The sequence below is a fragment of the Amycolatopsis sp. NBC_01286 genome (genome assembly GCF_035982555.1).
GTDB lineage: Bacteria > Actinomycetota > Actinomycetes > Mycobacteriales > Pseudonocardiaceae > Amycolatopsis.
Map to the genome: position 1 here is coordinate 3,377,514 of NZ_CP108428.1, position 23,279 is coordinate 3,400,792.

Sequence of the window (23,279 nt, forward strand, 5' to 3'; positions counted from 1 at the left end):
CTTCGGGGTAGACCTCGATGTCGTAAGCCACTACTGCAGGCCGAGCTCCGTCTTGAACTTGCTCCACGACCGGCTGCCGGCCGGCGCTTGCCCGGTCTGAAGGGTCTTGTCCGCAGCCTGGAGCATCCGCCGGTGCGCGGCCGGGTCGGCCTGCGTGCTGCGAGCCACCCGGCTCCACGAGGCGAGGGTCTCGACCAGGTCGGTCAGGCTCAGGTCCCGACGGGCGACGTCGAACGCGTGTTCGTAGTCGCGATCGAATTCGGCCACGTCCTCCGGCAGCAGGGCCGATCGGATAGCGGACGGCGACGTGCTCGTACCGAACTCCGGTTCCGGTTCCATGGCTGCGGTGGACATGAGGTCACTGTAGCGGCGGGAGCCGCTACTCCGTGTCTTTGTCAGGGCACCCAGTGTTCCTCGGTCACCGACAGCTCTTCGGTGGTCAGGACGGCGATCGCCGCGCGGTAGCCGTCTGCAGCCTTCAGGTCCGTCAGGCTCGTGCGGGCCGGGTCCAGGGCCGGGTCGCCCGAGGCGAGCAGGCGGGCCGGCTCGTCGTAGCGGGAGAACGTGATGCTCTGCAGCGGGATCTTCAGGCCCTTGCCCGTGGCCTTCATCACCGCTTCCTTGCGCGTCCAGTAGACGAAGAACGCGCGCGCCTTCTCTTCGCCCGACAGTCCGGTCAGGTGCTGGGCCTCGGCGGGGCTCAGCGCGTACTCGATGAGGCCCTCGTCGGCCTTGCGCGTCGCCGTCTCGACGTCGAGGCCGACCGGGACCGCCGGGGTGGCCGCGAGGCCGATCAGGTCGCCCGAGTGTGAGATGGACAACGTCAGGTCCGCGCCCGGGATGCGTGGCCTGCCGTGCGGCTTGCCGCAGTCGTCGCAGGTCGCGTCGAACTTCACCGACTCCAGCGGGATGCCCAGCCGCTCGGCCGTGACCGTCTTCGCCAGGACGCGGCCGGTGAGGAACCGGCGTTTGTCCGCGTCCTGCCGGTACGCCCCGAAGCGGTCCTGCTCGACGTCGTCCAGCAGGCGCAGGAAGCGCGGCTCGGCGGGCAACGGCGCTGACCAGCGGACCACGATCTCCATCACACCCCCGATCCTTCCCGGTGCCAGGCCGGTTGTCACGAATTCGGGTGCAGGACTGGGGTAATGCCACACTCAGCGGGTACTCTTGACTAAGCAAGCGCTTAGCCAGTGTCGGAGGAGCAGCTCACCCATGGACTTTTCTCTCAGCACCGAAGAACGGGAAGTGCGCGACTGGGTCCGCACGTTCGTCCAGCGCGAGCTGGTTCCGCTCGAGCAGGAGGTCCTGCGGCGCGAGCGCGCGCACCAGCCCGGCCTCACCGGCGAGGAGCTGAAGGACCTCCAGCTGAAGGCCAAGGAGTCCGGCTTCTGGGGCATCCTGACGCCGGAGGAGTACGGCGGCATGGGCATGTCCGCCGTGATGGCCGCGCTGCTCGAAGCCGAGCTGGGCCGCACCTTCGTGCCGTTCCGCTTCGGCGGCGCCGCGGACAACATCCTGTTCCACGCCAACGAGGAGCAGAAGCAGGCCTACCTGCTGCCGACCATCTCGGGCGAGCGCAAGTCCTGCTTCGCGATCACCGAGCCGGGCGCCGGATCCGACGCGAAGGCCATCCGGGCGACGGCGCGCAAGGACGGCACGGACTGGGTCATCAACGGCGAGAAGACCTTCATCACCGGCGGCAACGAAGCCGACTTCACCATGGTCTTCGCCATCACCGACCCCGAAAAGGGCGCGAACGGCGGTGTTACGTGCTTCCTGGTCGACCGCGAGGCCGGCTGGAAGTCCGAGTACATCGACACCATGGGCGAGTGGGGCCCGGCGTCGCTGATCTTCCAGGACGTCCGCGTCCCCGAAACGCAGATCCTCGGTGAGGAAGGCCGCGGCTTCGAGCTGGCCATGCAGTGGATCGGCCAGGGCCGCTACCTGCTGCCGGCGCGCGCGATCGGTTCGTGCGAGCGGCTGATCTCGATGGCCATCGAGTACGCCAACACCCGGGAGACGTTCGGACAGAAGATCGCCGAGCGGCAGGCCATCCAGTGGATGATCGCCGACTCCGGCGTCGAGCTGGAAGCCCTGCGCTGGCTGGTGCTCAGCGCCGCCTGGCAGGTCGACCAGGGCGTCGACTCGCGGCACGCGCAGTCGATGGCGAAGCTGTACGGCGGCCAGAAGGCCAACGAAATCGTCGACCGCGTCATGCAGATCCACGGCGGCATGGGTTACACGCGGGAACTGCCGGTCGAGCGCTGGTACCGCGAGCTGCGGCTGCTGCGCATCTACGAGGGCACGGACGAGATCCAGCGCCGCACGATCGCGCGCAACCTGCTCAAGGGGCACGTGAAGGTCGGCGGCGTCCTCGGCTGAGGACCCCCGGAACGCGGTCAAGGCCACCTCCCGAACTCCGGGAAGTGGCCTTGACGGCGGTTGGAGCTACTTCTTGTTGCGGATGGCGATCGGTACGCCGGCCAGGTCCTCTTCGTTGCACAGCAGCTTCACGTCGTAGTACGGCGAACCCTGGCGGTCGTCGTAGTCGAGGTGGATGGCCAGGACGTCGAGGGGCTCGCCCAGCCACTCCTGCGCCTGCCGTAGCCACTTGGAGCACCGCTCCAGGGCGGTGGGGAGATCGTCATCGCGGAACTCGACCGGGCGGTAGGGCACGTCCTGCACCTGATCGCGGGGGTTTGCCGGCGTCGGGAGGCCCGGCGCGAGACCCGAGTCGTCCAGTTCCAGTTGGATCGTTTCCTCAGTCACCCTTCGAGCGTCCCCCACGCGCGCCGTCTGAGCAAGGCGTACTCAGGTAAAACCGGCGCTAAACGGACAGCCCCCACTCTTTGGCGATGATTTCGCGGCACCGGGCCAGGTTGCTCACGCCGGGAGCCGACGTGCAGCCCAGCGCCCGCGACGCCAGCTCCGCGTAGTGCTCCGCGAGCTGGTCCAGCGCGAGCGGGCCGCGCGGGGAATACCACCGCGCGACACCACTGCACATCTCCAGCAGCGCCAGCCGGGTCACCGCCGGGTGTTCGGTGTGGAACACCCCGGCCGCGACGCCTTCGTCGATGGCCGCGGCCCAAAGCCGCTCGTAACCGTCGCGCAGCGCCACGACCGGCTCGCGCGCCGCCGGGGACAGGACGTCGACTTCGTTGTCCACCACCCGGGTTTCCGCCGGGCCGACCGCGTGCGCGAGCACGTGCAGGGCCACCAGCGTGCGCAGCCGGTGCACCGGGTCGGGGCTGCCGGCGGTCGCTTCGCGGGCGGCGTCGAGGAGGCGGGTCAGCGCGGTGTGCATGATTTCCGCGAGCAGATCCTCCTTGGTGCCCATGTAGTGGTACAGGCTCGCCGACGAAAGTTCCGCCTCCTGGGCCAGATCCCGGATGCCGGTGCCGTGGAAACCCTTGGTGGCGAACAGTTTCACGGCCGCCGCGCGCACCCGGTCGCGACTGCTCACAGCCATCTCTCCACCTTCGTGTCCCAGGCGCCGGCGCGCAGGTCGGCCACCTTCCGCAGCTCGCCCTTGGCGACGCGCTCCGACGGCGTCAGCGGCAGCTCGTCGGCGAACGCCCAGAACCGGGGAACCTTGAAGTAGGCCAGCTTTTCCGCGCAGAACGCCGTCAGCGCGGCCGGTTCGGGACGCTCGCCGTCGCACACGACGTACGCCTTGATCTCCTCGCCGCGCAGCTCGTCCGGCACCGCGATGACGGCCGCCACGCGCACCGCCGGGTGCAGCAGCAGCGCGCGTTCGACCTCGTCGGCGGAGACGTTCTCGCCGCTGCGGCGGATCATGTCCTTCGTGCGGCCGACGTAGTAGACGCGGCCCGCGTCGTCCATCCGGGCGAGGTCGCCGGTGTGGAACCAGCCGTTCTCGAACGCTTTCGCCGTCGCGACCGGGTCCGCGTGGTAGCCGTGCATCAGGCCGATCCCGCGGATCAGCAGTTGCCCGGTTTCCCCGCGCGGCAACGGTTCCCCGTCGGGCCCGGCGATCATCACCTCGCGGTCGCGGCTCGGCCGGCCGATGCAGCCGGTGCCGACGGTCTCGTCGTGGTCGGCGGCGCCCACCCGGATGTCGCCGCCCGTCTCGGTCATCCCGAACGCCTCGAACCACGGCACGCCCCAGCGCTGCTCCAGCTCGGCGTGCAGGTCGAGCGGGATCGCGGACGCGCAGATCGCGCGGACCTTGTGATCGCGATCGGCGTCGGCCGGCTCCTGGCGCAGCAGCAGCGCCGGCATCAGGCCCAGGCAGTAGAACCACGTGACGCCGTGCTCGCGGACCTTCGCCCAGAACGTGCTGGGGTGGAACCGGTCCAGCACGACGAGCGTGGCGCCGCCGGCCAGGCCCAGCGCGACGTTCCACTGTGGATCGATGTAGTGGAACGGTTGCGCGGTCAGGATGACGTCGTCCGCGCCGACGGCCGGGAAGTCCGTGGCGAGGCTGACCGCGAGGGTGGTCCAGTACCGGTTCGGCAGCACGCAGCCCTTGGGGGCGCCGGTCGTGCCCGACGTGTACTGGAGGTTCACCGGCGTTTCCGGCACCGGCGTGAAAGCGGCACTTTCACGTGAAAGTGCCGCTTGGAGCGCGTCCGGAGTGACGACTTCGGCGAGGCTGGTTTCCGGGGCGATGCGCGTGAGCAGGTCCACGAACTCCTCGGCGGCGATCGCGAGCCGGGCGCCGGAGTGGCGGAGCACGTGGGCGCCGTCGAACTCGCGGTAGTTCGTGTTGATCGGCACCAGCAGCGCGCCGATCTTGGCCAGGCCGAGCCAGATCAGCGGGAACGCGGGCACGTTGCGCAGCATCACGGCGACCCGGTCACCCGGGCCGACGCCGCGTTCGGTCAGCGCGGCGGCGATGCGCGACGTTTCGGCGTCGACCTCGGCGAAGGTGAAGCGCTGGTCGCCTTGGTCGAAGATCCACGCCGTGCGCTCAGGCCACAGTTCGGCGGCCCTGGTGACGAGCTGGGCGAGGGTCCCGATCTCGGCCAGGGGCGTCACGTCCGGCTCCGGAAGGCCTCCGTGGACGCGGCGACCGCGGCCGAGTGCTCGGTGATCAGCGCGTGGCTGACTTCCAGCTCCAGCGCGGGCTCGACGTCGATCGGGGTGTCGAGGACGCGCTTCGCCATCGCGGCGGCGGCCGGCGGATGCTCGGCGATCCGCTTCGCCCAGCTGCGCGCCTCGGCCTGGAGCTGATCGGCGGGGACGGCCGCGTTGACCATGCCCAGCTCCGCGGCCTTCCGGCCGTCGAAGCGCTCGCCGAGCAGCAGCAGCTCCTTCGCCTTGAGCGGGCCGACGAGCAGCGGCAGCAGCCGCGACGCCGCGCCGGTGACGCTCAGGCCCAGCGAGACCTCGGGGAACGCGAACACCGCGTCCTCGGCCGCCAGGATGAGGTCGCAGCCGAGCGCGAACTCGGCGCCCGCGCCGATCGCGTAGCCGTGCACCGCGGCGATCACCGGCTGGCGCAGCGCGCGCAGCCGCCGCGTGACGTCCTGGAGCCGGTCCAGGCGCGCCCGCGAATCACCTTCCGGGGTGGATTCCTTGAGGTCGTGTCCGGCGCAGAAGGCCCGGCCGTTGCCGGACAGCACGACGACGCGCGCGTCACTGCGGGCGGCGGCGTCGAGGGCGGCGAGGAAGTCGTCGACCAGCACGGCGGCGACCGCGTTCAGCCGCTCGGGCCGGTTGAGCCGGATGTGCGCGATGCCGTCTTCGACGGCGAAGTCCACGGTGGGCATGAGGCCGATGCTAGACGTTCGATCGATCGATCGATAGCCTCGGATCCATGCGGGTCGATGCGGTTTACGAGAACGCCCTGGTGTGGACGGGCACGGGCTTGACCAGCGCACTCGCTGTGCTGCACGGCCGGGTCGTCGCGCTGGGGGAGGACGCTCTCGGGGTGTCCGCGCGCCGCCGCGTCGACCTCGGCGGCGGGTTCGTCGTGCCCGGCTTCCACGACGCGCACAACCACATGGCCTGGTTCGGGATGGCCCTCGACGACGTCCCGCTCGGCGGCTGCCGCAGCGTCGAGGAGGTCTACGACGCCGTCGCCGCGCGGGCCGCGACGCTGCCGCCCGGCAGCTGGGTGGTCGGGAGCGGGTACGACCAGAACAAGCTCGCCGGCGGGCACCCGGACCGGCACGGCCTCGACCGCGCGGCGCCCGGGATGCTGGTCCGGCTCAAGCACACGTCCGGGCACATGACGGTGGTCAACTCGGCGGTGCTGGACCAGCTGGACCTCGCGCACGTGCCGGTCGGCGGCGACGTCGTGCACGCTGACGGCTCGCCGACCGGGCTGCTGCGCGAGCAGGCCCAGCTGCTGCTGCGGCCGCTGACCTACCCGACACCGGTGGAGCAGGTCGTCCGCGGCCTCGACCGGGCGTCGGAGCGGTACCTGTCCGAGGGCATCACGAGCGTCCAGGAGGCCGGGATCGGCGGCGGGCTGGTCGGCGAGACGCCCGCCGAACTGGCCGCTTACCAGGTCGCGCGCGATCGCGGCGTGTTGCGCGTGCGCAGCACGGTGATGGTCGCCGCGAGCGTGCTCCACGACCTGCCCGACGGCGCCGGTTTCGGCCTCGACCTCGGCCTGCGCACCGGCCTCGGCGACGAGTGGCTGCGCGTCGGCCCGATGAAGCTGTTCGCCGACGGTTCCCTGGTCGGGCGCACCTGCGCGATGCACGAACCCTTCGACGGCGAGCCGGACAACGTCGGCTACTTCCAGGTGCCCGAGGACGAGATCGCCCGCACGATCCGGAAGGCGCACGACGCCGGCTGGCAGATCGCGACGCACGCGATCGGCGACCGCGCGATCACCGTCGTCCTCGACGCGTACGAAGCCGCGTTGGCCGCTTCGCCACGCGCGGACCACCGGCACCGCATCGAGCACTGCGCGGTGCTTCAGCCCGCGGAGCTGACCCGGCTCGCCTCGCTGGGGCTGCTCGCCTCGCCGCAGGGCCGGTTCGTCAACGAGCTCGGCGACGGGATGCGCGCCGCGCTCGGCGAGGCCCGCGTGCCGTGGTGCTACCGCCTGCGCAGCGTCCTCGACGCGGGCTGCGTGCTCCCGGCGTCGTCGGACCGCCCGGTGGTCGACGGCGCGCCCCTGCTCGCCCTGGCGGACATGGTGCGCCGGCGGACGGCGTCCGGCGCACCTTTCACACCCGAAGAGGCGCTGACGCCGGAGCAGGCGCTGCGCGCGTACACGTACGGCTCGGCCTACGCGAGTTTCACCGAGCAGGACCTGGGCACGCTGGAGCCCGGGAAGCTCGCCGACTTCGCCGTGCTCTCCGGCTCGCCGCTGGACGAGTCCGCTTTGGACGACCTGAGCGTGCTGGCCACCGCCGTCGGCGGCGAACTGCGTTACCAGGCCTGATGTCTCACATGCCTCCCACGAACTCGAGTGCCTCCTTCGCCAGGGCGGGCCACGGCTGCGGCGAGTCCGCCGCCAGGGCCAGCCATTCCTTCATCGGGGTGCCCTTGTTCGCGTCGAACCGGACGCCGTGCCCGCCGTCGACCAGCTCGTCCACCCGCGCTGCCGGCAGCTTCAGCACCAGCTGCCCGCGGACGAACATCACGAAGATCCGGCCGCCGACGCGCAGGGCGCCACGCCCGAACCCGCCGGTAGCGCCGGGTGGCGTGATGCCCGGTTGTCCGGTGAACTCGTCGACCAGGTCCTCATATTTCTCCTCCGGTGCCATCGACCACCTCCTCCGCGCTCGACCCTAACGACCACCACCGACAGAAACGGGAGGCGAAAATGCCCGTCCGCGACGCCGTCGCCGAAGACATCGAAGAGATTTGCGCGCTCATCGAGGAGCACGCCGTCTACGAGGACAAGCACGACCTCAAGCTGGACCGCGCCGAGATGAGCGGTCACCTGTTCGGGCCGGCACCGAAGGCCTGGGTGCTGATCGCGACCCCGCCCGACGAGCCCGGCACGGTCGCCGGCTTCGCCTTCTGCAGCTGGAACTTCTCCACCTGGGAAGCCAAGCCGGGGATCTGGCTGGACGACCTGTTCGTGCGTCCCGCTCAGCGGCGCCACGGCCTCGGCGGCGCGCTGCTCGCCGAGCTGGCCGCCCGCACCGACGGGCGCGTCGAGTGGGACATGCAGGCGGGCAACGAGAAAGGCGAGGCGTTCTACGCCCAGCTCGGCGCGGAACCGGTCCCCGGCTGGATCCGCTACCGCTGGCGGCCGTGAGGCGCACGGCGAAAGTACGCGGCCCGTATCGTATGCGGCATGGGAGATGGTTCGGTCCGGAGATCCTCGTCGGTCGAGGACTACGTCCGGGTGATCTACGGCCTGGTCGAGCGCGGTGAGCCCGTCACCAACACCTCGCTCGCCGGCCGGCTGGAGGTCAGCCCGTCCTCGGCGTCGGGGATGGTCACGAAGCTGTCCCAGCTCGGCCTGGTCACCCACGTGCCCTACCGCGGCATCGAGCTCACGGCCGACGGCCGGCTGCTCGCGCGGTCGGTGCTGCGCCGGCACCGGCTGATCGAGACGTACCTGGTCTCCGAGCTCGGCTACACCTGGGACGAGGTCCACGCGGAGGCCGACGCGCTGGAGCACGCGGTGTCCGACCGGCTGGTCGAGCGCATCGCGGCCAAGCTGGGCAACCCGGTCCGCGACCCCCACGGCGACCCGATCCCGGCCGCGGACGGCAGCGTCGAGGAACTGTCGGTCCGCATCCTGGACGACCTGGAGCCGGGCGCGGTCGGCGAGATCGTCCGGGTCTGGGACACCGACCCGGAGCTGCTGCGCTACCTGACAGAACACGCGATCAACCTGGGCGAACGCATCGAGGTGGTGGAACGCCAGCCGTTCGGGGGACCGATGGTGGTCAAGGTGGGGTCACCCCCGGAGGTGGCGACCCACGCGATCGGCAAGGAGATCGCGCAGGCCCTGTCGGTCACGCTGCGCTAGCCCCCGATGGTGAGGCTGAAGCCGTCGCGCTCGGTCTCCTCGGCGCTCTTCCACAGGGTGCCGCGCAGCTCGGTGGTGGCCACGACCTGCCCGGTCTCGTCCACGAGCGTGACTTGCGAGCCGTTGCTCAGGCGGCACCCGTGACGATGAAGAGGGGTTTGTGGCTTCGTCTCGCGGGCGGCGAAGCCGTTTCGGCTTGCGAGACGGGCTCTGACGGCGGCGGTTGGCGGGTATTCGGGTCGGCGGTGATCGAGCTGTGATGACGTCGGGGCGCGTACGTCCGGGTGACGTCCTGGAGCGGATGTGGTGACACCGCCGTGCCGCCGATCATGGCCGCATGACCACTCCGTTCCGCTTCGGCATCGTCGCCGGTTATGCCCCTGACCTCGGTGCCTGGACCGCTCAGGCGCGGCGGGCCGAGGCACTCGGCTTCGACACCCTGCTCGCCACCGATCCCGTCTCCGGGGGTGACCCGTTCGTGCTGCTCGGGGCCGCCGCCGCGGTCACCGAGCGGATCACCCTCGGTACCTTCGTGCTCGCCGATCCCTTCCGGGACGCGCGGGTGCTCGACTGGCAGGCGCAAACCCTCCACCAGCAGACCGGCGGCCGGTTCGAGCTCGGGCTGGGTGCCGGGCGGCCCGGTGCCGACGCGCACGCCGCGGTGCTCGGGCGGGAGTTCGGCTCGCCGGGTGAGCGCGTCACACGGATGGCCGAAACGATCGCGCTCCTCAAGCGATCGATCGACCGGCCGCGGCTGCTGCTCGCCGCAAGCGGGCCGAAAATGCTGGCGCTCGCCGCGCAAGAAGCCGACATCGTCACCTTCTCGTGGGCGCCCACGACCACGGAAGACCAGGCCCAGTCCATTGTGGATCGATTCCGAACGCTCGCCGGGCCGCGGCTGCCGGAGATCGAGCTCGGGCTGAACCTGATCGCCGTCGGTGACGAGCCGTCCCAGCAGGTGGTCCGCTTCGCCGGGGTCGACCTCCCCGAGCTGGCGGCGATGGGTGCGGTCACCGTGCTGCCGTCGGATCCGGGCCGTGCCACGGAAAACCTCCGCCGGTGGCGGGACCGGTGGGGGATTTCCTACGTCACGGTCAACTCCGGCCACATGGCACCCTTCGCCGCGATCGCGGACCACGTCAGGACTTCCGGGGCGTTCGCAGGTGGGTGAGTGGTCTTCCGATCTCGCCGAAGCAGGCCTACGCTCCAATTTTCGGTTTCGGGAGTGCTTCGGAGCGATGTGATGACCGGTCAGCGAACACACACGATCGACCGGGGGGAACAGGCGGAACTCGACCGGCTGCTGGCCGTTGGGCCCTTCGCCGTGGCACTGCGGACGGCGATCCGGCATCGCGGCCTCGGCCTCGACCGGATCCGCTATCGCTTGCGCGGCAGGGGAACCACGGTCAGCCTGGCCACCCTCAGCCACTGGCAGTCCGGGCGGTGCCGGCCCGAACGGGTGGAATCGTTGGAGGCGCTGAGAAACCTCGAGGACATTCTCAACGTGCCCGATGGTTCGCTCAGCAAACTGCTCGGGCCACCGCGGCCGCGGACCCGCTTCCACCCGCAGCCGCCGCCGCTCAACTGAGCGACGGCAACGGAAACCCGCTCACCTGAGCGGCTCGGTTAGGCTCGCGATATGCGAGCTGTGGTGATGGCGGAGTTCGGCGTCCCGCCCCTGGTCCAGGACGTGCCGGAACCGGTCGCGCCGCCCGGCGGGGCCGTCATCGAGGTCGACGCCACCGGCGTGTGCCGCAGCGACTGGCACACGTGGCAGGGACATGACAGCGCGGTGACACTGCCGCACGTCGCCGGCCACGAGCTCGCCGGCCGCGTCGTCGCGCTCGGCGAAGGCGTGCGCGGCTGGGCGCTCGGCGCGCGCGTCACCGTGCCGTTCGTCTGTGCCTGCGGCACGTGCGCCCAGTGCGCCCGCGGCGACCAGCAGATCTGCGACCGCGAGTTCCAGCCGGGCGCGACGCACTGGGGGTCGTTCGCCGAGCGCGTCGCGATCGGGCACGCCGAGGTCAACCTGGTCGCGCTGCCGGACTCGCTCGGCGCGGCCGAGGGGGCGGCGCTGGGCTGCCGGTTCGGCACGGCGTTCCGCGGGGTGCTGCGGCAGGGCCGGGTCACGGCCGGGCAGTGGGTGTCGGTGTACGGCTGCGGCGGCGTCGGGATCTCCGCCGTGCTGCTGGCCGTCGCGGCCGGGGCGAAGGTGGTTGCGGTCGACGTCTCGCCGGCCGCGCTCGAGCTGGCGGCGAAGTCGGGGGCGGCGCTGACGGTCGACGCGTCGGCGTTCGACGGCCACGAAGCCGTCGCCGCGCACGTGCGCGAGCTGACCGGCGGCGGCACGCACGTCTCGCTCGACTGCCTCGGCTCGCCGTCGACCTGCGCGGCGTCGGTGGGCAGCCTCCGCAAGCGCGGGCGGCACGTCCAGGCCGGGCTGATGCCGCCGGCGCAGGGCGTCGCGCCGATCCCGATGCACCGGGTCATCGGCGGCGAGCTGGAGCTGGTCGGGATCCACGGCCTGCAGGCCCACGAGTACCCGGAGCTGCTGCGCGTCGTCGAGACGTCGGGGATCGACCTGGCCGCGCTGATCGGCCGCCGGATCGGGCTCGACGACGTCCCGGCCGCGCTGGCCGAGATGAACGACCCGGTGCCGGCGCGGGCGGGCGTCACCGTGGTGACGTTCGGTGCGTGATCCACGGCACGTTGCCGGAAGTCGGCGGCGGGAGTCGCTGGCACAATCGAAGTAGTGGACGCTCTTCTGCCGAGACCCCGCGCCGAACTGGCGCCGGGTGCGGTGCACCTGCCCGACTGGCTCGATTTCGACGCGCAGCGCGACCTCGTCGCCGCCTGCCGCGGCTGGCCCGGCTACCGCAACACGACGTATCCCAACGGCGGCGTGATGTCGGTCAAGACCGTCTGCCTCGGCTGGCACTGGTACCCGTACGGCTACTCGCGCACGACCGACGACGGCCGGCCGGTGCTGCCGTTCCCGGACTGGCTCGGCGACCTCGGCCGCCGCGCGCTGGCGGACGCGTACGGCGAACCGGCTGAGGACTACGAGCCCGACACCGCCTTGGTCAACTTCTACGCCGCGAAGACGAAGATGGGCCAGCATCAGGACAAGGACGAGCAGAGCGCGGCCCCGGTGGTGTCACTCAGCCTCGGCGACACGTGCGTCTTCCGCTTCGGCAACACGGAGTCGCGCAACAGGCCGTACACCGACGTCGAGCTGCACTCGGGCGACTTGTTCGTCTTCGGCGGGGCGTCCCGGTTCGCCTACCACGGCGTCCCGAGGACGTTGCCGGGCACGGCGGACCCGGCGCTCGGCCTGACCGGCCGGCTGAACATCACGCTGCGGGTGTCCGGGTTCTAGGCGCTGTCCGTCTCCGGGACCATGACCAGCCGGACGGCCAGCGCGCGAGACCCCTCGGGGTGCTCGCCCGGCGCGGTGACGTACCTCCAGATCAGGTTCTGGTACTCCTCGACGAACGACGCGATCTGGTCCTTCGTGAGGCGCAGCCCGGAGCGGTGGATCTGGTTCCAGCCCTCGGCACTGTCGTACCCCGCGTACGCCCGCGTGACCAGGCCGATGTCGTGGCTCAGCTTGAGCGCGCCCAGCTTCGACGCGGCTTCGCGCTCGTCCGGTGTCATCTCCAGGCCGGGTGGTGTGAAGATGTCCTTCGACAGCGCCTTCCACCAGCGCTCGCGGCCGGTGGAGCGCTCCTCGATCTCCGCGATCAGGTCCAGGTCGGCGAGCTTGCGGAGGTGGTAGCTGGTCGTCCCGGTGCTTTCGCCGAGGGCCTTCGCGACGCTCGTCGAGTTCGCTTCGCCGTGTTCGCCCAGGTAGGACAGGATGTCGCGGCGCACAGGGTTGGCCAGGGCCTTGTAGAAGGCCTTGAGATCCGCGCCGGTGAGGACCCGCCGCTCGGGACGTTCGACCATGCCCGGAGCGTACTACAGAGACTGTTTGCAAAGAATCTCTGCATTCGGCTACCTTGGGTTCCGGGGGTACGAGACTTCGGGGGTTTCGATGCGGAAGGTCTTCTGGGCGGCGGGATTGTGCCTGCTGCCGTGGATCGCGGTACTGGGGATGACACTGCCGGACGTCTATCCGGCGCAGCACTGGAGCCTGGCGTGGACGGGCTTCGACGCGGCGGAGGCGCTCGGCCTGCTCGCGACGGCCTGGCTGCTCGGCCGCGGCGACGCGCGGATGCCGTTCGCCGCGATCGGCACGGCCACGCTGCTGCTGACCGACGCCTGGTTCGACGTCGTCACGGCCGGCGACGACATCGTGTTCTCGCTGCTCATGGCCGGGCTGGAGGTGCCGCTGGCCCTCGCGTGCCTGTCGGTGGCCCTGCCGCGGCCGGCGGTCCCGGCCCATGTCTGAGCTGAGCCCGCGGCTGCGCGACGAGATCGACGACCAGGTCGCGGAGGCCTTCGACGCCTACCTGGCGGAGTCCGGCCTGGCACGGCGACGGCGGCGGGCCTGGCCGGTGCTGGTCGCGATGGCTCTGGGGGTCATCGCGACCGGCCTGGCCCCGGGCGCGGCCTGGGCGATCTGGCTCGCGGTCGCGGTCACGGCCTGGGTGGTCTGCCGCAGCTTGTCGTGAGTGGTAATTCGGGTTAGAACCCTCATTACCACTCACGAGGCCCGGAAGCGGAGGGTCTGGCCGGGGCGCAGCTGGGCGGCGACGTCCAGGTCCTCCTCGTCGACGACGGCGATCACCGGGTAGCCGCCCGTCGTGGGGTGGTCGGCGTGGAACAGGATCGGCTGTCCCGACGGCGGTACCTGCAGTGATCCCGGCACGCACGGCTCCGACGGTAGTTCGTCGTGGCGGGTGCGGGAAAGCGGAGGGCCGGTCAGGCGGATGCCTACGCGGTCGGAGTCCGGCGAGACCGTGTACACAGTGGACAGCAGCCGCGCCGGGTCGGTGAACCAGTCGCGACGCGGGCCCGGCGTCACGCGCAGCACCGGCGACACCGGCAGGGCCGCGCGAGGCGCGAGATCGACCGTGGGGAAGCCGATCGGCGGAGATCCGATCGGCAGCAGCATTCCCGCGGCGAGCGGTGGCGGGCCCAGCTTGCCGAGCGTGTCCGTCGACCGCGAGCCCAGCACCGGTGGGACGTCGATGCCGCCGCGCACCGCGACGTAACAGCGCAGGCCGGCCGACGCCACGCCGAGGGACAGCTCCGCACCTGCGGGCAGCGTGATCGGTGCGTTGCGGCCGAAAGCGCGGCCGCCCACCGTGAGAGGGCAGTCCGCGCCGGTCACCGCGATCGTCGTCAACGCCGTCGCGCGCAGCACCAGGCCGCCGAGCGTGACTTCCAGGCCCGCGGCCCCCGACGGGTTGCCGACGAGCCGGTTGGCCAGCCGGAACGAGCCGCGGTCGGCGGCGCCCGAACGGCCGACGCCGAGGGCCGCGTGGCCGGGGCGGCCGAGGTCCTGCACGGTCGTGGCGAACCCGGGCCGGAGGATCTCGAGCTTCACGAAACCTCCCGGAAGCGCACGCGCGTCCCCGGCGGCAGCAGGTTCGGCGGGTCGCGCTCGACATCCCACACCGGCGCCTCGGTCCGTCCGAGCAGCCGCCAGCCGCCCGGCGACGCGCTCGGGTACACCGCGCTGTACTCGCCCGCGATCGCCACCGAGCCGGCCGGGATGCGCGTCCGCGGCGACGATCGGCGGGCCACGTGCAGCTCCGGGGCCGCGCCGGACAGGTAGGCGAACCCGGGCGCGAACCCGCAGAACGCCGAGACGTACGACCCCGCGCTGTGCCGGGCCACGACCTCCGCGACCGACAATCCGGTCTCGGCAGCGACCTCGGCGAGGTCTTCGCCGTCGTACACCACCGGGATCACCACCTCGTGCGCGTCGGCAGGCCCACTGTCCACAGGGGACACTCGACGCAGCAGGGCGCCCAGCCGGTCAGCGGAGGTCACCGCCGGGTCGAAGCGGACCAGCAACGTCTGTGCGGCCGGAACCAGCTCTTCGACACCAAGAGGCGGCGCCTGCGCCAGCGCGGCCTGATAACCCAGTACGTCGTCGACCTCCACGAGCACCGCGCGCCGCCCGCACGGCAGCAGCCGGACGGTCATCCGGTGAACGCGGTGAGCGGCACACCCGCGTCGGTCAGGCCGTCGCGGATCCGCCGGGCCAGCTCCACCGCGCCCGGCGTGTCCCCGTGCACGCACAGGGAGTCCGGGCGCAGGTCGAGCTTGGCGCCGTCGGCCGTGACGACCCCGCCGCCGGTCGCCATGGCCACCGCGCGCTCGGCGACGGCGCCGGGTTCGTGCAGCACGGCGCCGGGCTGCTTGCGCGACACCAGACGGCCTTCCGCGGTGTAGGCCCGGTCGGCGAACGCCTCGGCGTACGCCACCACCCCGGCCTTTTCCGCCTCCCGCTGCATTTCCGAGTCCGGCAGGCAGAGCAGCGCGAGCGCCGGGTCGTAGCGGCGCAGGCCCTCGACGATCGCCGCGGCCTGCTCCGGGTCGGCCGCCGCGGTGTTGTACAACGCGCCGTGCGGCTTCACGTACGTCACGCGGCTGCCGGCCGCGCGGGCGAACGCGTCGAGCGCGCCGATCTGGTAGAGCACCTCGTTGGCCAGGTCCTCCGGGGCGATGTCGAGCGCGCGCCTGCCGAACCCGGCCAGGTCGTGGTAGCCGACGTGCGCGCCGATCGCGACGTCGCGATCGGCCGCCAGCTCGCACACGTGCCGCATCACCGACGGGTCGCCGGCGTGGAAGCCGCACGCGACGTTCGCGCTGGTCACGATGTCGAGGACGGCTTCGTCGTCGCCCATCTTCCAGGCGCCGAAACCCTCGCCGAGGTCGCTGTTCAGGTCCATTTCAGCCCACCCGGTATTCGCTGTCGTGGCGGTCGGTGATGAACATGTACCCCGGCGCGTGGGTGATCGCGTACGGCGGCCGCGACGCCATCAGCGCCGCCTGCGGGGTGACCCCGCAGGCCCAGAACACCGGGACGTCACCGTCGGCCGCGTCCACCGGATCACCGAAGTCCGGCCGCGAAAGATCTTCGACGCCCAGGGTACGCGGGTCGCCGATGTGCACCGGCGCGCCGTGGACGGCCGGCATCGCGCGGGTGATGCGGATGGCGTCGTCGACGCGGTCCTCGGGGAGGTACCGCATCGACACGACCATCGGGCCGAAGAGCCGCCCGGCCGGTTCGCACGGCCGGTTCGTCAGGTACATCGAGACGTTGCGGCCCTGCTCGAGGTGCCGCAGCGGGATGTCCTCGGCGGCCAGCGCCGTCTCGAACGTGAAGCTGCAGCCGATCGAGAAGGCGACCATGTCGCTGCGCCACAGCCCGGTCGCGTCGGAGACCTCGCCGGCGAGCACGCCGTTCTGCCAGATCCGGTAGCGCGGCAGGTCGGTGCGCAGGTCCGCGCCGTCGGCCAGCTTGGTGCCCGGGTCGCCGGGGTCGGTGACGTCGAGCAGCGGGCACGCCTGCGGGTTGCGGGTGCAGAACAGCAGGACGTCGTAGGCCCAGTCCTGCGGCACGGCGATCAGGTTCGTCTGGGTGAAGCCGCCGGCCCAGCCCGTCGTGGGGCGGGCCGTGCCGCGTCGGAAGGCGGAACGTGCTTGCTCCGGCGTGAAGGTGGCGGGTTGGTCGAAAGTCGTCATGAGTTCCCCCTCAGTCAACGAGTTCGATCCCTCGGGTCTCGGGCAAGCCCAGCAGGGCGAGCGCGGCGATGGCGTAGCCGATGGCGCCGAACACGATCGCGCCCCCCGCGCCGAGGAAGCCGACGACGGTCGGGAAGATCGCGCCGACCGCGCGGCCGAAGTTGTACGTGAAGCCCTGGCCGGTGCCGCGCACCGTCGTCGGGTACAGCTCGGCGAGGTACGCGCCGAAGCCGCTGAAGATCGCGGACATCGAGAAGCCGAGCGGGAAGCCGAGCACCAGCACGAGACCGTTGGCGCCCTTGGGGATCTGGGTGTACGCGACGATCAGCCCGGCCGACAGGATCGCGAAGGTCAGGAAGGTTTTCTTGCGCCCCATCAGGTCCGTCAGGTAGCCGCCGCAGACGTACCCGACGAACGCGCCGGTGATCAGGAAGGCGAGGTAGCCGCCGGTGCCGATGACGGTCAGTTCGCGTGTCTTCTTCAGGTACGACGGCAGCCACGTCGAGATCGTGTAGTACCCGCCCTGGACGCCGGTGGCGAGCAGTGCGGCGAAGAACGTCGTGCGCAGGAGGTCGCGGTGGAAGATCTTGACCAGCGTGCCCTTGACGCGCTCGCTCTTGAGACGTTCTTCCGCGCGGGGCGCGTCCTTGACGCTCTTGCGGACCCAGAGCACGAGCAGCGCCGGGATGACGCCGGTCCAGAACATGATGCGCCAGGCCAGGTCGGGGCTCGCGAGGCTGAACACGACGGTGTAGACGATCACCGACAGGCCCCAGCCGACCGCCCACGCGCTCTGCACGAACGCCACGGTCCGGCCGCGGTAGCGCGCCGAGGAGTACTCCGCGACCAGCGCCGCGCCGGCCGCCCACTCGCCGCCGAAGCCCAGGCCCTGCAGCGCGCGGAAGATCAGCAGCGTCTCGAAGTTGGGCGCGAACCCGCAGAGCACGGTGAACACCGTGTACATCGCGATGGTGATCTGGAGCGTGCGGACGCGGCCGATGCGGTCGGCCAGCATGCCGGCGCCGATGCCGCCGACGGCCGACACGACCAGCGTCGTCGTGCCGAGCAGGCCGGCTTCACCGCTCGAAATGCCGAAGTACGCGGTGATCGCGGCGAGCCCGAGGGGCAGGGTCTGGTAGTCGAACGAGTCCAGGCCGTACCCGCCGAACGCGCCGGCGAAGGCGAGCCGGCCGCGTTTCCCCAGTGTGCGGAACCAGTCGAACGGCCGGGCCTCGGTTGCTGTGGCAGTCATGTCGGGCACCTCCAGGCCAGTGTCTCATCGTGGCGTGTCTCACACAGTAAGGATTGTTCAACAATTCCACAAGAGTGCAATTCGATCGTCCCCTGTGTGACGGGTACCATCGTCGCCGTGGTCATCGAAGACAGCGTGGTCCCGGACCTTCCCGGCCTGGAGGCCGATCGCGGCCTGGTCAGCCGCAAGAGCACCGCCGAGCGGGTGGCGGGCGTCCTCCGCAAGCGCATCGCGGAGGGCTTCTTCCTGCCCGGCGGGCGGCTGTCGGAGCAGGACATCGGCAACGCGCTCGGCGTCTCGCGCAACACGCTGCGGGAGGCGTTCCGGCTGCTCACGCACGAGCGGCTGCTCGCCCACGAGCTCAACCGCGGGGTGTTCGTGCGGATCCCGAGCATCGAGGACGTCGTCGACATCTACCGCGTCCGCAAGATCATCGAGTGCGCCGCGGTCCGGAGCGTGACGGCGAAGCCGGCGTCGTTCCCGCGGATCAAGGAGAAGGTCGACATCGGCGACGAGGCCGCCCGCAACGGGAACTGGAAGGACCTCGGCACCGCGAACGTCTGGTTCCACCAGGAGCTGGCCGCGCTGTCGGGCAGCGAGCGCGTCAACGAGCTGGTCGGCCGGCTCACGGCCGAGCTGCGGCTGGTGTTCCACATCATGGCCGAGCCGCGCCGCTTCCACGAGCGCTACCTGCCGCGCAACCACGAGATCCTGGACCGCGTCGAGGCGGGCGACGGCCCGGGCGCGGAGCAGCTGCTGATGAAGTACCTGGAGGACGCGGAGGAGCAGCTGGTCGAGGCGTACGCCGACCGCGCGGCCGCCGCCCGGGCGGCGATCGCCGTCGAGTAGTGCGTCTTCGGGCACGCTTGCGGTCCGGACGGGCCGAGCCCGGCGTTTCCGGGCCGCGGACTGGATAACCTCAGCGCGGTTTCGCCGCCGGATACCCCCAGCGGCCCGCGAAACCCGGCTGCCGGGGCGTGACTACCCCCAGGGTCACCCCCGGCAGTTCCGAAACGGCACGCGGCACCCCTGAACGCCGAAGTCCGTGAATGCCACATTGACGGACACTATGTCCCTCGATGTGGCATTCACGGACTTTCGGGGTGGTGCGTCAGCCGGCGTAGCGGGCGAAGATCCTCGTGAAGTCCCACGCCTGCTGGGAAACGCCCGAACACGTGTCGTCGTTCGGGTAGGCGCCCGGGCAGGGGCGGTCGCGGTTCGCGGACCAGAACGTCAGCCGGGCCAGGTGGTGCGTGTTCGCGTAGGCCAGGATGGTGTTGAAGTCGGCCAGGGTGACCGTCTCGCTGTTGTCCGTGATGCCGTTCATCGACGAGATGCCCATGTGCCGGTAGGCCGTGTCGTCGTCGTAGCCGTAAGCCGACTTGACGACGTTCTTGAGGCCCTCCGCCGCGCGCTGCGTGAGCGTGCCCATGTTCTGGCCGGCGCCGCCGAAGTCGAACGGCATGATGACCCAGCCGTCGACCGTGAGCCCGGACTGGGCCGCGCGGTTCACCAGGCTGTTGTCCGGCCCCGACTGCCCGGTGCCGAACGTGACGTACAGCTTGATGCCCGCGTTGTTCGCCCGGATCGTCTTCAGCGCGTCGACCGTGCGCTGCTGCACCGTCGGGTTGCTGTAGGCGTCGGCCTCGATGTCGATGTCGATCGCCTTGAGGCCGTAGGCGCTGATCACCTTCTGGTACGCCGCCGCCAGCTCACCCGCGCTGCCGCACGACGACTCCAGCTTGTTGCCGGAGTAGCCGCCGAACGACGGGATGACGTCGCCGCCGCCCGCGCGCACGGTGTTGATGGTGTTCTGGTCGACGCCGCCGGTCAGTGCGCGGCCGCCGTCCCACTGCGGGTTGCAGTAGCCGTTGGACAGCACGAACGCCAGCGTGAACCACTTGACGCCGGTGGCGTTCTGGATCGTCGCCGGGCTCGGCGGGTTGCCCCAGCCGTTGTAGAGGTACGGCGCGACGGCCATCACGCCCGGCCCGGACGGCGGCGGGGTCGTGCCGCCGCTCGGGAGCGTCCACTGCTGGTTGGCGCTGCTCGCGCACGTCCAGATCTGCAGCCGCGTGCCGTTCGCCGAGCTGTTGCCGGTGGCGTCGAGGCACTTGCCCGACCCGGTGTTGACGAGGTTCTTCGCCGCGTTGGCCGTCCACTTCTGGGCGTTGGAGCCGTTGCAGTCCCACAGCTGGATCAACGCGCCGTTCGCCGTGCCCGCGCTGGTCACGTCGAGGCACTTGCCCAGCGCCTGCAGGGAACCGTCGGACCCGACCGTCCACTGTTGCGCGTTCGAGCCGTTGCAGTCGTAGAGCTGGATCGCCGTGCCGTTGGCGGTGCTCGCCGCGTTGACGTCGACGCATTTGCCGGCGATTCCGGTGATCGGGCCGGTCGCCGCCTGCGCGACTCCTGGTGCGAGCACCAGTGCCGACGCCGCGGCTACCAGCGCGCCGAATGCTGCCAGTTTCTTCATGCGGGCACGTTCCACTTCTGGTTGGCGGCGCCGGTGCAGGTCCAGATCTGCAGCCGGGTGCCGTTCGCGCTCGAGTTGCCGGTCACATCGACGCACTTGTTCGACGCCGCCCCGACGAGGTCCTTGGCCGCCGTCGCCGCCCATCTCTGGTTGGCCGTCCCGCCGCAGTCCCACAGCTGCAGCTGGGCACCGTCCGCTGTGGACTGTCCGGTCACGTCGAGGCACTTGCCCAGCGCGCGGAGCGTGCCGTCGGTGCCGACCGTCCACTGCTGCGCCGCCGACCCGTTGCAGTCGTAGAGCTGCACGGCCGCGCCGTTCGCGCTGCTGCCGCTCGCGACGTCCAGGCACTTGCCGCCGAGGCCGGTGATCGGCCCGGTCTTGCCGGTGCCGCCACCGCCGCCGGTGCCCTGGTTGCCCGCCCAGGTGAACGTCGCCGACGTGTGGCCGGGCAGGTTGTAGGTGAACGACGAGTTGCCCCAGTTCACCCGGACGCTCTGGTTGCCGGTGCTGGTGTTGTACGCGATCAGCGCCTTCGAGCCGTCCGGGTTCTTCCAGGCGACGTTGCGGACGGTCGAGTTGTCGTTCGAGTCGATCCGGACCGCGCCGGGCTTCACGAACTTCGTCAGGTGACCCATCGTGTAGTACTCGACGGTGTAGTCGACCTGGCCGTTGCGCCCGTCTCCGTTGTGGACGGTCACCAGGCCGGTGCAGGTGTCACAACCGCCGTTGTGCGGGTTGTGCGCCTGGTCCATCGCCAGGCTCCACTTGGTGACCGTGCGGCTCCAGTTGCGCGTGTAGTCGACGATGTTCGTCATGTCCTCGGCCTGCTGGTTCGACACCCAGGTGCCGCCCGAGTGCTCGGTCGAGTACGCGTTGACGCTCGGGTACTGGTTGTGCACGGTCGTCTGCTGCGAGACGTTGCCGCCGTAACCGTGCCACGCCATGCCGCCGAAGTTCGGGTCGTTGCGGATGGCGGCGTCGTCCATTGTGGGCGCCGCGAAGGACTGGTACTGGTCCCAGTTCCAGTCCAGCGCGAGGACCTTTGTGGACAGTCCGGCGCTGTGCAGCGCGGGCAGCAGGTTGGTCTTGGTGAAGTACGCCAGGCCCGCGCCGTTCCAGTTGGTCGACGGGTAGCTCGCGCAGCACGTCGGTTCATTTTGGACGGTCAGGTAGTTGATCGGCACGCCGGCGGCCTGGTAGGCCTGGACGTACTTGACGAAGTACTGCGCGTAGGCCGGGTAGAACTGCGACTCGACCCAGCCGAGCAGGTAGCTGTCGTTGTCCTTCATCCACGGCGGCGCGCTCCACGGCGAGGCCATGACCTTGATCTGCGGGTTGAGCTGCAGCGCCTGCTTGGTCAGCGGCAGCACGTCCGCCTGGTCGTGCACGATGGAGAACTTCGCCAGGTTCGGGTCGGTCTGCCCGGCGGGCACGTCGTCGAACGTGTAGCTGTTGCGCGCGATGTCCGACGCGCCGATCGGGTTGCGCAGGAAGCTGATGCCGATGCCCGCGTTGGGGTCGAACAGCTTCTGCATCACCGAGTTGCGGGTGCTGGCGCTGAGCAGGTTGCTCGAGTTGAGCAGCCACGCGGCGGAGTCGGTGAACGACGCGCCGGCGCCCTCGAACTGCTGGTAGGTGGTGTTTTCGTTGACGTTGATGGTCTGGCCGCCGGTGCCGGTGCCCGCGGTGAAGCTGATCGGCGTCTGCTGCTGCAGGCCACGGGTGACGTTGACGCCCTTGGCGTCGTCGGTCGTGGTGAGCCAGACGTTCACGGCTTCGCCCGCGGCCTGCGCGGGCACGGCGAAGGCGGCCGCGGCGAGCGCGGTCACGCCCAGCAGGGAAAGGAGAGAGCGTTTTCTCATGGGAGCGTCCACTTCTGGTTCGCGCCGGACCCGCAGGTCCAGATCTGGAGCCGGGTGCCGTTGGCCGAGCTGTTGCCGGTGGCGTCGAGACACTTGCCGGAGCCCGCGTTGACGAGGTTCTGCGAGCCGTTCGCCGACCACTTCTGGGCGTTGCTGCCGTTGCAGTCCCACAGCTGGACGGTGGTGCCGTTGGCCGTGCCCGCGCTGGTGACGTCGAGGCACTTGCCGAGCGCGCGGATCGTGCCGTCGGAACCGACCGTCCACTGTTGAGCAGTGGTGCCGTTGCAGTCGTAGAGCTGGACGGCGGCGCCGTTGGCGGTGCTCGCCGCGTTGACGTCGACGCACTTGCCGCCGACGCCGGTGATCTGCCCGCCGCCGGCGGGCGGCGGGGTGGTGGTGCCGCCGGCGAACTGCGTCGCGACCTGCTCGCCGAGACTGGTGGCGTTGTTGTGGTTCTCGATCGGGTTGACGTGCGTGTTCGGGAACACGATGTACGTCACCGGACCTTCGGTGCCGCCGTTGCTCGGGTCGGGGTTGATGCCGAGGTTGACCGCGGTGGCGTAGGACGCCTCACCGATGATGCTCGTCGGCCCGGTGTCGCCGACCACGGCGTAGGTGACCTGGTTGTTGTAGATCACCGCCACGGCCGAACCGCCGTCGATGCCGTAGTTGCGGTAGTCCCATGTGGACGTCGGCTGCGGCAGCACGATGTAGGGCAGCTGGGCCGCGTTGAGCGGCTGGTCGGTCGAGGTGTGGAACGCGGTGTCCGGGTAGAAGCAGCAGTCGGTCTGCTCGTTGCACTGCGTGGTACGGACGCCGTCGCAGTCGATGTCCATGTCGGCCTTGAAGAACACCGCGCCGTTGGCCTGGCAGACGGGCACGGTCGCCGCGCCGCCTTCGTCGAAGGAGTACTTGCCGTTCGAGATCTGCTGGCAGGACGTCGTTTTCGCGAGCAGCTGGCTCGCGGACGGACCCGCCTCGACCGCCGCTTGCGCGGAGGTGGACGTCAGGAAAGAAAGCGCTAACAGGGCACACCCCATTAGCGCGACGAGGAATCGCCGCACTTGGATTCTCCTGTGGGGTAAGGGGTCGTGAGTGCGTAACAGTGTTAGAACACTGTTACGCACTCAC

Annotated in this window: 27 protein-coding genes; 11 read left to right on the top strand and 16 right to left on the bottom strand. The window is 70.6% G+C overall.

All coding sequences use genetic code 11. The features are described from left to right. Window positions 1–30: 30 nt before the first annotated feature. Together OG570_RS16460 and OG570_RS16465 are read right to left on the bottom strand one after the other, a co-directional pair. Complete coding sequence (locus OG570_RS16460; protein ID WP_326957411.1) at window positions 31–354, bottom strand: DUF6247 family protein; 324 nt, start codon at window positions 352–354, stop codon at window positions 31–33. A gap of 41 nt (window positions 355–395) precedes the next feature. Continuing rightward, window positions 396–1,082 (bottom strand): 4'-phosphopantetheinyl transferase family protein, encoded by a 687-nt coding sequence (locus OG570_RS16465; RefSeq protein ID WP_326944632.1) that lies wholly within the window; start codon window positions 1,080–1,082, stop codon window positions 396–398. 130 nt (window positions 1,083–1,212) lie between these two features. Here OG570_RS16465 and OG570_RS16470 point away from each other — a divergent pair, with 130 nt between their 5' ends. Next, window positions 1,213–2,382, top strand: a complete 1,170-nt coding sequence (locus tag OG570_RS16470; protein ID WP_326957413.1) for an acyl-CoA dehydrogenase family protein — start codon at window positions 1,213–1,215, stop codon at window positions 2,380–2,382. 66 nt (window positions 2,383–2,448) lie between these two features. On the opposite strand, the gene OG570_RS16475 is transcribed toward OG570_RS16470, so the two are convergent. From OG570_RS16475 to OG570_RS16490, 4 genes are read right to left on the bottom strand one after another with little or no spacing between them, the layout of a single operon-like run. Continuing rightward, window positions 2,449–2,769, bottom strand: a complete 321-nt coding sequence (locus OG570_RS16475) for a hypothetical protein (protein ID WP_247058300.1) — start codon at window positions 2,767–2,769, stop codon at window positions 2,449–2,451. A 58-nt stretch (window positions 2,770–2,827) separates the two neighbouring features. After that, window positions 2,828–3,469 carry a TetR/AcrR family transcriptional regulator gene (locus OG570_RS16480; protein WP_326944630.1) on the bottom strand — a complete coding sequence of 214 codons (642 nt, stop codon included), beginning with the start codon at window positions 3,467–3,469 and terminating at the stop codon, window positions 2,828–2,830. Next, complete coding sequence (locus OG570_RS16485; protein WP_326957415.1) at window positions 3,460–5,001, bottom strand: ATP-dependent acyl-CoA ligase; 1,542 nt, start codon at window positions 4,999–5,001, stop codon at window positions 3,460–3,462. Before OG570_RS16485 ends, OG570_RS16480 begins: the two co-directional genes overlap by 10 nt. Next, on the bottom strand, window positions 4,998–5,735 hold the full coding sequence (locus OG570_RS16490) for an enoyl-CoA hydratase/isomerase family protein (protein WP_326957417.1): 738 nt from the start codon (window positions 5,733–5,735) through the stop codon (window positions 4,998–5,000). Before OG570_RS16490 ends, OG570_RS16485 begins: the two co-directional genes overlap by 4 nt. Window positions 5,736–5,782: 47 nt before the next feature. Here OG570_RS16490 and OG570_RS16495 point away from each other — a divergent pair, with 47 nt between their 5' ends. Next, window positions 5,783–7,366, top strand: a complete 1,584-nt coding sequence (locus OG570_RS16495) for an amidohydrolase (RefSeq protein ID WP_326957419.1) — start codon at window positions 5,783–5,785, stop codon at window positions 7,364–7,366. A 4-nt stretch (window positions 7,367–7,370) separates the two neighbouring features. On the opposite strand, the gene OG570_RS16500 is transcribed toward OG570_RS16495, so the two are convergent. Then, window positions 7,371–7,691, bottom strand: a complete 321-nt coding sequence (locus tag OG570_RS16500; protein ID WP_326957422.1) for a hypothetical protein — start codon at window positions 7,689–7,691, stop codon at window positions 7,371–7,373. 59 nt (window positions 7,692–7,750) lie between these two features. Between OG570_RS16500 and OG570_RS16505 the strand changes: the two genes are divergently transcribed. The 6 genes from OG570_RS16505 (at window position 7,751) to OG570_RS16530 (ending at window position 12,293) form a co-directional block, all read left to right on the top strand. Next, complete coding sequence (locus tag OG570_RS16505; RefSeq protein WP_326957424.1) at window positions 7,751–8,191, top strand: GNAT family N-acetyltransferase; 441 nt, start codon at window positions 7,751–7,753, stop codon at window positions 8,189–8,191. Between the two features lie 39 nt (window positions 8,192–8,230). Further along, window positions 8,231–8,914 (top strand): metal-dependent transcriptional regulator, encoded by a 684-nt coding sequence (locus OG570_RS16510; RefSeq protein WP_247058286.1) that lies wholly within the window; start codon window positions 8,231–8,233, stop codon window positions 8,912–8,914. A gap of 337 nt (window positions 8,915–9,251) precedes the next feature. Next, window positions 9,252–10,085, top strand: a complete 834-nt coding sequence (locus OG570_RS16515; RefSeq protein ID WP_326944624.1) for an LLM class flavin-dependent oxidoreductase — start codon at window positions 9,252–9,254, stop codon at window positions 10,083–10,085. A gap of 72 nt (window positions 10,086–10,157) precedes the next feature. Continuing rightward, window positions 10,158–10,502, top strand: a complete 345-nt coding sequence (locus OG570_RS16520; protein WP_326944623.1) for a transcriptional regulator — start codon at window positions 10,158–10,160, stop codon at window positions 10,500–10,502. Window positions 10,503–10,553: 51 nt separating this feature from the next. Beyond that, complete coding sequence (locus OG570_RS16525) at window positions 10,554–11,612, top strand: zinc-binding dehydrogenase (protein WP_326957426.1); 1,059 nt, start codon at window positions 10,554–10,556, stop codon at window positions 11,610–11,612. A gap of 54 nt (window positions 11,613–11,666) precedes the next feature. Then, window positions 11,667–12,293 carry an alpha-ketoglutarate-dependent dioxygenase AlkB family protein gene (locus OG570_RS16530; protein WP_247058276.1) on the top strand — a complete coding sequence of 209 codons (627 nt, stop codon included), beginning with the start codon at window positions 11,667–11,669 and terminating at the stop codon, window positions 12,291–12,293. On the opposite strand, the gene OG570_RS16535 is transcribed toward OG570_RS16530, so the two are convergent. Next, on the bottom strand, window positions 12,290–12,862 hold the full coding sequence (locus OG570_RS16535) for an ArsR/SmtB family transcription factor (protein WP_326957429.1): 573 nt from the start codon (window positions 12,860–12,862) through the stop codon (window positions 12,290–12,292). The two genes, OG570_RS16530 and OG570_RS16535, sit on opposite strands and share 4 nt — an antisense overlap. Window positions 12,863–12,950: 88 nt before the next feature. On the opposite strand from OG570_RS16535, the gene OG570_RS16540 reads away from it, so the two are divergent. Together OG570_RS16540 and OG570_RS16545 are read left to right on the top strand one after the other, a co-directional pair. Beyond that, window positions 12,951–13,307: a hypothetical protein gene (locus OG570_RS16540; RefSeq protein ID WP_326957431.1), complete on the top strand. Its 357-nt coding sequence runs from the start codon at window positions 12,951–12,953 to the stop codon at window positions 13,305–13,307. Then, on the top strand, window positions 13,300–13,530 hold the full coding sequence (locus tag OG570_RS16545) for a hypothetical protein (protein WP_326957433.1): 231 nt from the start codon (window positions 13,300–13,302) through the stop codon (window positions 13,528–13,530). Before OG570_RS16540 ends, OG570_RS16545 begins: the two co-directional genes overlap by 8 nt. 32 nt (window positions 13,531–13,562) lie before the next feature. Here the strand turns inward: OG570_RS16545 and OG570_RS16550 are convergent, their stop codons facing one another. The 5 genes from OG570_RS16550 to OG570_RS16570 are packed head-to-tail and all read right to left on the bottom strand — an operon-like array spanning window position 13,563 to window position 17,810. Then, window positions 13,563–14,408: a biotin-dependent carboxyltransferase family protein gene (locus OG570_RS16550; protein WP_326957436.1), complete on the bottom strand. Its 846-nt coding sequence runs from the start codon at window positions 14,406–14,408 to the stop codon at window positions 13,563–13,565. Beyond that, window positions 14,405–15,013, bottom strand: coding sequence for a 5-oxoprolinase subunit B family protein (locus OG570_RS16555; RefSeq protein ID WP_326957438.1), 609 nt, complete (start codon window positions 15,011–15,013; stop codon window positions 14,405–14,407). The genes OG570_RS16550 and OG570_RS16555 overlap by 4 nt, the downstream gene beginning before the upstream one ends. After that, entirely contained in the window at window positions 15,010–15,762 is a 753-nt protein-coding gene (locus OG570_RS16560) for a LamB/YcsF family protein (protein ID WP_326944615.1), read from the bottom strand. Before OG570_RS16560 ends, OG570_RS16555 begins: the two co-directional genes overlap by 4 nt. Window position 15,763: 1 nt before the next feature. Next, window positions 15,764–16,558: a putative hydro-lyase gene (locus OG570_RS16565; RefSeq protein ID WP_326957440.1), complete on the bottom strand. Its 795-nt coding sequence runs from the start codon at window positions 16,556–16,558 to the stop codon at window positions 15,764–15,766. A gap of 10 nt (window positions 16,559–16,568) precedes the next feature. Further along, window positions 16,569–17,810, bottom strand: a complete 1,242-nt coding sequence (locus tag OG570_RS16570; protein WP_326957441.1) for an MFS transporter — start codon at window positions 17,808–17,810, stop codon at window positions 16,569–16,571. Between the two features lie 117 nt (window positions 17,811–17,927). On the opposite strand from OG570_RS16570, the gene OG570_RS16575 reads away from it, so the two are divergent. Beyond that, window positions 17,928–18,659, top strand: coding sequence for a GntR family transcriptional regulator (locus OG570_RS16575; protein ID WP_326960046.1), 732 nt, complete (start codon window positions 17,928–17,930; stop codon window positions 18,657–18,659). 262 nt (window positions 18,660–18,921) lie between these two features. Here OG570_RS16575 and OG570_RS16580 read toward each other — a convergent pair whose 3' ends face one another. From OG570_RS16580 to OG570_RS16590, 3 genes are read right to left on the bottom strand one after another with little or no spacing between them, the layout of a single operon-like run. Further along, entirely contained in the window at window positions 18,922–20,286 is a 1,365-nt protein-coding gene (locus OG570_RS16580) for a ricin-type beta-trefoil lectin domain protein (protein WP_326957443.1), read from the bottom strand. Then, on the bottom strand, window positions 20,283–22,148 hold the full coding sequence (locus tag OG570_RS16585) for a ricin-type beta-trefoil lectin domain protein (RefSeq protein WP_326957445.1): 1,866 nt from the start codon (window positions 22,146–22,148) through the stop codon (window positions 20,283–20,285). The genes OG570_RS16580 and OG570_RS16585 overlap by 4 nt, the downstream gene beginning before the upstream one ends. Next, window positions 22,145–23,188 (bottom strand): ricin-type beta-trefoil lectin domain protein, encoded by a 1,044-nt coding sequence (locus OG570_RS16590; RefSeq protein ID WP_326957447.1) that lies wholly within the window; start codon window positions 23,186–23,188, stop codon window positions 22,145–22,147. Before OG570_RS16590 ends, OG570_RS16585 begins: the two co-directional genes overlap by 4 nt. Window positions 23,189–23,279 lie beyond the last annotated feature (91 nt).

What these genes read in the sequence shown, in the direction of transcription:
- OG570_RS16535 (WP_326957429.1), bottom strand. Translation starts at nt 12,862, where the DNA reads ATGGTCGAACGTCCCGAGCGGCGGGTCCTCACCGGCGCGGATCTCAAG.
- OG570_RS16460 (WP_326957411.1), bottom strand. Translation starts at nt 354, where the DNA reads ATGTCCACCGCAGCCATGGAACCGGAACCGGAGTTCGGTACGAGCACG.
- OG570_RS16495 (WP_326957419.1), top strand. Translation starts at nt 5,783, where the DNA reads ATGCGGGTCGATGCGGTTTACGAGAACGCCCTGGTGTGGACGGGCACG.
- OG570_RS16520 (WP_326944623.1), top strand. Translation starts at nt 10,158, where the DNA reads ATGACCGGTCAGCGAACACACACGATCGACCGGGGGGAACAGGCGGAA.
- OG570_RS16540 (WP_326957431.1), top strand. Translation starts at nt 12,951, where the DNA reads ATGCGGAAGGTCTTCTGGGCGGCGGGATTGTGCCTGCTGCCGTGGATC.
- OG570_RS16515 (WP_326944624.1), top strand. Translation starts at nt 9,252, where the DNA reads ATGACCACTCCGTTCCGCTTCGGCATCGTCGCCGGTTATGCCCCTGAC.
- OG570_RS16590 (WP_326957447.1), bottom strand. Translation starts at nt 23,188, where the DNA reads ATGGGGTGTGCCCTGTTAGCGCTTTCTTTCCTGACGTCCACCTCCGCG.
- OG570_RS16465 (WP_326944632.1), bottom strand. Translation starts at nt 1,082, where the DNA reads ATGGAGATCGTGGTCCGCTGGTCAGCGCCGTTGCCCGCCGAGCCGCGC.
- OG570_RS16585 (WP_326957445.1), bottom strand. Translation starts at nt 22,148, where the DNA reads ATGAGAAAACGCTCTCTCCTTTCCCTGCTGGGCGTGACCGCGCTCGCC.
- OG570_RS16545 (WP_326957433.1), top strand. Translation starts at nt 13,300, where the DNA reads ATGTCTGAGCTGAGCCCGCGGCTGCGCGACGAGATCGACGACCAGGTC.
- OG570_RS16480 (WP_326944630.1), bottom strand. Translation starts at nt 3,469, where the DNA reads ATGGCTGTGAGCAGTCGCGACCGGGTGCGCGCGGCGGCCGTGAAACTG.
- OG570_RS16565 (WP_326957440.1), bottom strand. Translation starts at nt 16,558, where the DNA reads ATGACGACTTTCGACCAACCCGCCACCTTCACGCCGGAGCAAGCACGT.
- OG570_RS16500 (WP_326957422.1), bottom strand. Translation starts at nt 7,691, where the DNA reads ATGGCACCGGAGGAGAAATATGAGGACCTGGTCGACGAGTTCACCGGA.
- OG570_RS16490 (WP_326957417.1), bottom strand. Translation starts at nt 5,735, where the DNA reads ATGCCCACCGTGGACTTCGCCGTCGAAGACGGCATCGCGCACATCCGG.
- OG570_RS16580 (WP_326957443.1), bottom strand. Translation starts at nt 20,286, where the DNA reads ATGAAGAAACTGGCAGCATTCGGCGCGCTGGTAGCCGCGGCGTCGGCA.
- OG570_RS16470 (WP_326957413.1), top strand. Translation starts at nt 1,213, where the DNA reads ATGGACTTTTCTCTCAGCACCGAAGAACGGGAAGTGCGCGACTGGGTC.
- OG570_RS16525 (WP_326957426.1), top strand. Translation starts at nt 10,554, where the DNA reads ATGCGAGCTGTGGTGATGGCGGAGTTCGGCGTCCCGCCCCTGGTCCAG.
- OG570_RS16570 (WP_326957441.1), bottom strand. Translation starts at nt 17,810, where the DNA reads ATGACTGCCACAGCAACCGAGGCCCGGCCGTTCGACTGGTTCCGCACA.
- OG570_RS16505 (WP_326957424.1), top strand. Translation starts at nt 7,751, where the DNA reads ATGCCCGTCCGCGACGCCGTCGCCGAAGACATCGAAGAGATTTGCGCG.
- OG570_RS16555 (WP_326957438.1), bottom strand. Translation starts at nt 15,013, where the DNA reads ATGACCGTCCGGCTGCTGCCGTGCGGGCGGCGCGCGGTGCTCGTGGAG.
- OG570_RS16510 (WP_247058286.1), top strand. Translation starts at nt 8,231, where the DNA reads ATGGGAGATGGTTCGGTCCGGAGATCCTCGTCGGTCGAGGACTACGTC.
- OG570_RS16560 (WP_326944615.1), bottom strand. Translation starts at nt 15,762, where the DNA reads ATGGACCTGAACAGCGACCTCGGCGAGGGTTTCGGCGCCTGGAAGATG.